The following is a 7,623-nucleotide window of genomic DNA, read 5'->3' on the forward strand; positions in this document are numbered from 1 at the left end:
CGATACCGGTCTCGATGTAGTCGAGGACAGCCTCACGATGCTGACCGGAAATGAGTGGGCCCATGTCTACGTCGTCACTCAGGCCGTCCGCGACATTCATGTCCGCGGCCTCGTGGACGAGTCGCTCGGCGAACTCCTCGTAAATCCCCTCGTCGACCACGGCGACCGGGTTCGCGAGACAACGCTGGCCAGTGTTCGCAAACGCGGACCCGAGGGTCTGTTCAACCGCGAAGTCGAGGTCTGCGGACTCGGCGACGACGATGTGGTTCTTCGCGCCACCTTGTGCCTGCACGCGTTTTCCGTGCGTCGCTGCCGACTCGTAGACGTGTCTCGCGACGGGCGTACTCCCGACGAACGAGATACCTTCGACCCGCGGGTGCTCGATGAGTGCGTCGACCGCGTCGGCATCGCCGTTGACGAGTTGGACGATACCGTCTGGGAATCCCGCTTCGTCGACGAGTTCGACGATGCGCTGGGCCGTGACCGGTGTCATCTCACTCGGTTTGAGAATGAAGGCGTTCCCCGTCGCAACCGCGTACGGGAGGAACCACAAGGGAATCATCCCGGGGAAGTTGAACGGCGTGATAGCCGCGAAGACGCCGAGTGGTTTTCGAACGGCAGTCTCGTCTATCTCGGGTGCGGCGTTCGGGAGGTGACCGGCCTGCATCATCGACGGGATGCCACAGGCGACTTCCACGTTCTCGATGCCGCGGCGGAGTTCACCCTTCGCCTCGTCGAACGTCTTGCCGTGTTCGCGGACGAGCGATTCGGCGAGTTCGTCTTGATGGGCTTCGAGGAGGTTCTTGAGTTCGAACATCGGTTGAATGCGCGTCTCGACGGGCGTGTTCGCCCACTCCTCGAAGGCGGCCTGTCCGGCCGTCACAGCCTCGTCGACGTCGTCTGCTGTCGAGTAGTCGAGTGTCGCGACGGTATCGCCGGTTGCAGGGTTCATCACTGGGTCGCCTGCGGGTCCCGTGGCGGGCGTCCAGCGGCCATCGATGTAGTTCTGGAGTTCGTGGGTCATCGATATCGCCACCCAAGTTCGTGTGAGCGCATACCACAATTCTGGCGTTCTTTCATAAATAGCTCCGTGTCAATTCGACTCTCTGCCCGCGCCGGCGGCGACCACAGTCGTCGGGAGACGAGTTCAGTTTCACACGCGAAGGCGTGTGTAGAGACAGTGCAATCGTAGAGAACGGGAAACGCCACTGGGTGAGTATCGGTCGAGGTACGTGAGAGACCAGCGGGGGGTGGCTAGAGGAACAACTGGTTATGTGGCTCAGGGCCAGAGGCCGCGAGACTCCTTCGCTTCGGCGATGCGAGTGATGCCGACGACGTACGCAGCGTCTCGCCACGTCACGTCGAGGTCGGCCTTCGTCTCACTCACGTTGTCCCACGCTTCGAGCATCGCGGTTTCGAGTTCGTCGTAGACGCGTTCGAACGTCCACGCTGCGACGACACCACCGACGACGACTACCGCGGCGTAGACGACGAACAACGTTGTGTCCGGCATACTCCGACCGTAGAAGTTCTGGTCAGACTCACCACTCGGGCGACTGGCGAGTGCCTCGTATTGATGGCGGGCCATATCGACGAGTGTCACCACGAAGATGAACCAGAGCAGTGCAGCGATGGCGAATCCGACACCAGAGGGAGACACTGACGGGATGGCGTCGGTAAGTACGTCCACGATAGTCGGCGTCGCGCGGTCGACGAAGACGTAGAACATCGCAAAACTGAGGAGTGAATCGACTGGGCCGTATGCTGGAAACGGTTCTTGTTCGCTCGTCGAACCGGCGTCTGCGTAGTATCCCATACGCGACTAGACGTGCCAACGTGTCATCAACCGATATTCTGATTGTCACGTGCCGAGAGACAGTTCGAGTCTACTCGTGCGAGAATCCGATATAACCGAATTGACAGTACGGTCGATAGTACAACCATCTAGAGAACTCCAACCGACTCATCGAGTACACAGACGGTATCTGTTTGTCTACTATTGGACTCGATTTGTCGGGATTCTACACTCCAGTATCGGTCAGTTTGACGGAAATCTTCTGTGTTCAGTTACTCAAAAACACAGTCAACTGTGAGCGCCCGTGTTCTCCCTCTGCGTGTCAGTGTTGCGATTATTACGCAATTTCGAACAAGTGTACAGTCGGGTGAGTGTCTCTTCACCTCGTCAGAGGATTGTGAGGTATCTCGGTACGTCCTACAACTTCGTGACGAGTTCGCGTAGTTGCGCTGTCGCCCGACTACCGTTCACCGGCGTCGACCAGTCAGTATTCGCATTATTTTGTGCTAACATATATCGACATTCCGAAGTTTCCATTACACACGTACATCCGTAATAATTGATTGTCTGACGTTTCAGAAGTGAGTCGACACCCGCTGCTCAATCGTCATCGCTTGGACTGGGTCAGCACGTCGGCAAATCGGGTCTGCGGGCAGGCGACAGAGCAACCAGTTTGATTTCCACAAATATCGTTAACCCTTGACACCTCGTACTTCGAGTATGCAATCCAGTTCGTCTTCCGACTCACGAAGTAGCGACGGCCCTTCAGACTCGACAATCGGGTGGCTTGCCGTTGGACTCCTGCTGTTAGGAGTCGTTTCGTGGGTCGCGTACTCCTATCTCGGGTGGGTATTGTTCGGTCTGTTCACCTACTACGTTGGTCGACCCATCACGCGCCGTCTTAGCCGGTGGATTTCGTCGCGGTCGCTCGCCGCAGGACTCACTCTCACCTTCATCATCGTTCCAATCTTACTGTTCATCGCCGCCTTCCTCTCGGTTGCCCTCGGACAAGCGCTCACGTTTCTCTCGTCCGATGCGGTTGCGACGGTCTTAGCCAACCTCCCCATTTCGACCACCGGTCTTCCAGAAGACCCCGTCGAACTCTTAGTCGCATTGTCCCAGAGTACAGATGTTTCATCGGCACTTGGACAGTTCGGGGTCGCAGTCGGTGCGTTCGCGACGACACTGTTCAACGTGTTCTTGATGCTCCTCTTCGCGTTCTTCCTGCTCATCCAAGACGAAAAGCTGTCGCGATGGTTCCAGGCGAACGTCCTTGGAACTGATTCGCTCGCCACTGAGTACCTCCGACGTGTGGACCGTGGCCTCACCTCCGTCTTCTTCGGATACACGCTCACGATATTCGTCATCATCGTCCTCGCGGCCATCATCTACAGCGTGTTCAATCTCCTCTCACCTGCCAATCTCGACATCCCATCGGTGATGTTACTCGCCGTCGTCACCGGCGTGTTCACCCTGATTCCACTCGTCGGGCGGTCGGTTGTGTATGCGTTCATCGTTGGGATACTCGCAATCGATGCGATTCAGATCAACCCAGCCTTGCTCTGGATTCCCGTCGTGTTCTTCCTCCTCATGGTCCTCGTCTTCGACAACGTGGTCAGGACCTACATCCGACCGTACCTCTCTGGAAAGACGTACGACATGGGACTCGTCATGTTCGCGTACCTCGTTGGTCCGGCCCTCTTCGGGTGGTACGGTATCTTCATGGGACCTCTCGTGATGGTCGTCGTCGTCGAATTCATCGTCACCGTCTTACCACGGTTTGCCAACGTCGAGCCTGAGGAGAAAGACAGTGTCGACGAGGAACCACTGGACCACGAACTCGGCGGCGGTGCAGTCGAGTACGACGAATCACCCGATTCAGAGGGAGGTCTCTCACCCGGCTAACGACCGCCGCCCCTTCGGTCGTCGAGAACACCATATCCAATCATATCCCCACGTGACGTATCTCGAACCAGAATAGTTCGCCTCGACCCTGTCAGAACCAGTGCGTCGGGCGGGACGAATCAAGAGATGTCGACCATGGCTCAACACACGACTCGACGAGGCGAACCGCGGTACTACTTCATCAGCGATTTGCACATCGGTGGAGACGAGCAACTGCAGAACGTCGAGTTCAAAGACGAACTTCTCGCGTTTCTCCGAGAACTCGAAGCAACCGACGAGAATGCAGAACTCATCGTCAACGGCGATGCGTTCGGATTGTGGGAGTTCACCGAACTCGAAGGACTCGAGAAGTTCGACGCACTGGTCGAGCGGTATCCAGACCTCTTCGAGCAGTTTCGAGCCACTGGGGAGCAGATTCCAATCACGTTCATCCCCGGAAACCACGATTACGAACTGGCGTGTTACGCAGAGTACGTCGACCGACTCGCCGAGTACAACATCACCCTCGAACAGGAAGTCGTCATCACGCGGCATGTCGGTGACCGGACCATCTGGATCGAACACGGCCAACAACGAGACCCGAACAACAAAAGCCCCGATTTCGGAAATCCGTACGCCAATCCACCGGGCTACTTCGTGAACAGACACATCACGAGTCGCGCCGGGAAGCTATCGGCGCGAGGGAAGTTCAATTGGCTCAAAGACATCCAGTCGGTGACGCCGATGACCCAGATACCCGAGTGGATGATTTCGAAGTACTTCTACCGCGAGATGAGTCCGTTTCTCCGGTACGCGTCGCTTCCGTTTCTCCTCTTGTTCAACGTGAGCGTCCTGTACCTCGTCGCGTTCTTGCTCTCTCTGTTCGGAATCTGGTCGGAACCGCTGTCCATCGTCGATTCGTTTATCAGGTTCATCGGATTCGCCGGTGTGCTCCTCGACATCGTCTTGGTCGTGAACACCGTCGTCATCGTGATTCTCGTCGTACTCTCGATTCCGCTCTTCTTCGTCGTGAGAGATATCCGGAAGACGCTCCAGCGATTTGGGTTAGTCCAAGAGGGTGACCCACAGGACGTGACGGACGCGTACACAGACGGTGCTCGACGGGTATTCGAAGAACATCCCCAGGTTGCAGTGTTCATCTACGGCCACACTCACCGTGCGTCGCTCACTGAAGTTGACGACCGTGCCGTTGTCAATACTGGCACGTGGCTAAAACGGTTACACAGAAAGTCCGTCATGTTCGGGATTCTCCCGTTAGTCTTCTACTCGTCGTTTCGCCTCAACTACTTCGTGGTCGCTGCAGACGGTGACGCAGTATCCATCGAGTATCACCGTATCGAGAAGGAGAATCCAAAGGACCTGACTCTCCTCGAGACAGTACTCACTCGGAAACCTAAACTCGAGGGTGCTATCCCCGACCGGACCGTCGTCGGTTCCAACTGGGTTGGCGTACGTACTGACTTCGAAGCACCGCCATCGCAACAGTCCCCAACAGAAGATGTGGGTGAATAACGGGTCGCTCCGACACGCTATCGTCAGCGGACACGGTTCGTTCACGCGAGTAACGAGAGGATTACAAACGCGAGAGTACCCAGTAGGAATGCGACGAACCGGCTCTCTGTGATCTCTGGGAGTTCTTCTTTGATGACGTTGAACACGATTGCACCCGCGACGAACGCGAATACGACTGACAACGAGAACTCGCCTATCACCGTCACAGCACCAATTGCTGCACCAACGAGGGTACCAACCGCGAGCACGATCTTCCCGCGGGTATCGAAGATGGTACCGTAGTGGCGATGGAGTCCATAGTCGGTGACGCCAAAGTGGAGAGCCATCGCGACGGCGTAGAAAAAGAGATTCGACAGGGATTGGACCTCTTGATGAAAGAGAAGATACCCGATAATGCCACTGTACACCGCGAACGAAAGCAAATGCGCACGATAGACAACCATCGACTCTTCGACGTCTTCACCCCACCGTTGTGTGACGACCACCTCGATTCCGTAGTACAACACGAACCCTGCGAGGGCGACGAAGAACACAATTTGCTCTGCGAACAACGTTTCACCTTGTAGTTCAGCGACTGTCGCGGCTACTTCAGCAACTTCCGGAAGCATCAACATGAACACGTACGCAACCGATGCGCCACCACCGGCAGACAGGAACCAGCGACGGCGTTCTCGGTCGACGAACTCCCAGCGTCCCGAAGAAAGGTGTATCGCAGCGAATCCCAATGCGAATACTCCCGCAGCGACTGGATACCCTGCCTCTGCCTCACTGACCAAAAACGTCGGGACCATTACGATCTTCGCACCACGTCTCGATCAGACCTCCTCTACGATACACCTGAAGCTGACGTGATTGGTCGAGGTATCGATGGGTTCTGGATAGCGTGCCGCCGGTCGATATCTGAAGCAGTAGTTCGGTGCACAGAGGTGCGACCCACCCTTGAGAACTTTCCGTGGAACCCTGGTTGGGTCTTGTGGGTGGATGCTCTGTTCTTCCGAGACGCCACGGGGGTTCGTCGGCGTACAGCACGTCGGTGACGCTGACGAACCCGCAGTCGGGTCGTCGCTGTACCAGTCACGAGTCCACTGCCACGCGTTCCCAGCCATGTCGTAGAGGCCATACTCGTTCGGTGGAAATGCACCGACTGGCGACGTCCGTTCGTACCCGTCGAGTTCCTGATTCTCGTACGGGAACTGTCCTTGCCACGTGTTCGCCATCAGTTGTCCATCGACGACGTGGTCGTCTCCCCAGACGAACCGCTTTTGTTCCAATCCACCGCGAGCGGCGCGCTCCCACTGCGCTTCGGTCGGGAGCGTCTTCCCCGCCCACTCTGCGTAGGCGACAGCATCCTCGTACGCGACGTGGACGACGGGGTGGTTCATCTTCCCCTCGATAGAACTGTCCGGGCCGAGAGGATGCCGCCAGTCGGCATCGGGGACGTACTCCCACCACTGGTTCGGATTCTGGAGGTCGACGGGGTGGTTCGGTGACGTGAACACGGCGGACCCGGCGACGAGGTTGTCCGGGTCTGCGTCGGGGTAGTCGTCGGGGTTCGGCGGACGTTCAGCGAACGTCGTATAGCCAGTGTCTTCGACGAACTCGGTGAACTCCGCGTTCGTCACGTGGTGTGTGTCCATCCAGAAACCATCGACACTGACCTCACGAGTCGGAGCCTCTTCAGGGTAGAACTCGTCAGACCCCATCGTGAACGTGCCACCCGGAATCCAAATCATGTCCTCGTGCGGTGGGTCAGTCGGTGCGGCGTCTCTCTGTTGGTCGGTTTCGTGACTCATTGTGAATCGTGCGGTGTGCGGTAGTTGGGGACGCTTACGTCTGTCCTCACGGAGACCGGTGTCTCGCGAGCAGCTACGTCAAATGTATAACACGTGGCGAGATAAATTTCACCCAACGCTTGTCACGAGAGTTCTAGCGTATCAGTCCTCTCCAAGCGGGTCCGAGGCTTCCATAGCCAGTTGCTCGGTTCGTTCGGTTCTGGCGTAAGCGTCGTACACCAATCGAGTGATTGCCCCGACGCCCAACACGGCAATTCCGGTGTCGACGACGGGACCAATCGCTGGAATCGACACGAGTATGCCAACGACGAAGACACCGACGAGGAGACTCACCCAGCGATTCTCGATTGGGTCGCGTTCGATGTCTGCGTAGGCGAGCACCTTCGGGATGGCGTCGAGGAGCCACACGCCGACGACGAACCTGCCGTAGACTGCACCGACCCACCAGAGGACGAGGAACATCGCACCCCCAGCGAGTGCTAACGGAAGACCGAAGAGACTGACCCCGAGCAACACGAGTGCGATTGGAGCGAGGATGACCGTTGCGAGTCCAAATCCGGCAGCGCGAACCGGGTCTTGGACGACGGTCGACGCGACTCGGTCCGAGAACCTCGGTAG

5 protein-coding genes and 2 pseudogenes are annotated in these 7,623 nt (G+C 57.4%); 2 read left to right on the plus strand and 5 right to left on the minus strand.

Annotation, left to right across the window (positions count from 1 at the left end; all coding sequences use genetic code 11):
- A partial coding sequence (locus tag AUR66_RS17325) for an aldehyde dehydrogenase family protein (RefSeq protein ID WP_058573422.1) occupies window positions 1-1,024 on the minus strand: 1,024 nt, incomplete at its 3' end.
- A 255-nt stretch (window positions 1,025-1,279) separates the two neighbouring features.
- A pseudogene (locus tag AUR66_RS22905) lies at window positions 1,280-1,450 on the minus strand (Glu/Leu/Phe/Val dehydrogenase); the annotation flags it as partial.
- A 1,065-nt stretch (window positions 1,451-2,515) separates the two neighbouring features.
- Between AUR66_RS22905 and AUR66_RS17335 the strand changes: the two are divergent.
- Together AUR66_RS17335 and AUR66_RS17340 are read left to right on the plus strand one after the other, a co-directional pair.
- Window positions 2,516-3,700, plus strand: a complete 1,185-nt coding sequence (locus AUR66_RS17335; RefSeq protein ID WP_082682267.1) for an AI-2E family transporter — start codon at window positions 2,516-2,518, stop codon at window positions 3,698-3,700.
- A 126-nt stretch (window positions 3,701-3,826) separates the two neighbouring features.
- Window positions 3,827-5,212 carry a metallophosphoesterase gene (locus tag AUR66_RS17340; protein WP_231727952.1) on the plus strand — a complete coding sequence of 462 codons (1,386 nt, stop codon included), beginning with the start codon at window positions 3,827-3,829 and terminating at the stop codon, window positions 5,210-5,212.
- Between the two features lie 41 nt (window positions 5,213-5,253).
- On the opposite strand, the gene AUR66_RS17345 is transcribed toward AUR66_RS17340, so the two are convergent.
- The 3 genes and pseudogenes from AUR66_RS17345 to AUR66_RS22280 form a co-directional block, all read right to left on the minus strand.
- The gene (locus AUR66_RS17345) at window positions 5,254-6,003 is read right to left on the minus strand and encodes a hypothetical protein (protein WP_058573425.1); all 750 of its coding nucleotides are present in this window, start codon (window positions 6,001-6,003) and stop codon (window positions 5,254-5,256) included.
- Between the two features lie 24 nt (window positions 6,004-6,027).
- Window positions 6,028-7,005, minus strand: coding sequence for a formylglycine-generating enzyme family protein (locus AUR66_RS17350; RefSeq protein ID WP_197409855.1), 978 nt, complete (start codon window positions 7,003-7,005; stop codon window positions 6,028-6,030).
- A gap of 141 nt (window positions 7,006-7,146) precedes the next feature.
- A pseudogene (locus AUR66_RS22280) lies at window positions 7,147-7,623 on the minus strand (hypothetical protein); the annotation flags it as partial.

The sequence above is a fragment of the Haloferax profundi genome (assembly GCF_001469865.1).
GTDB lineage: Archaea > Halobacteriota > Halobacteria > Halobacteriales > Haloferacaceae > Haloferax > Haloferax profundi.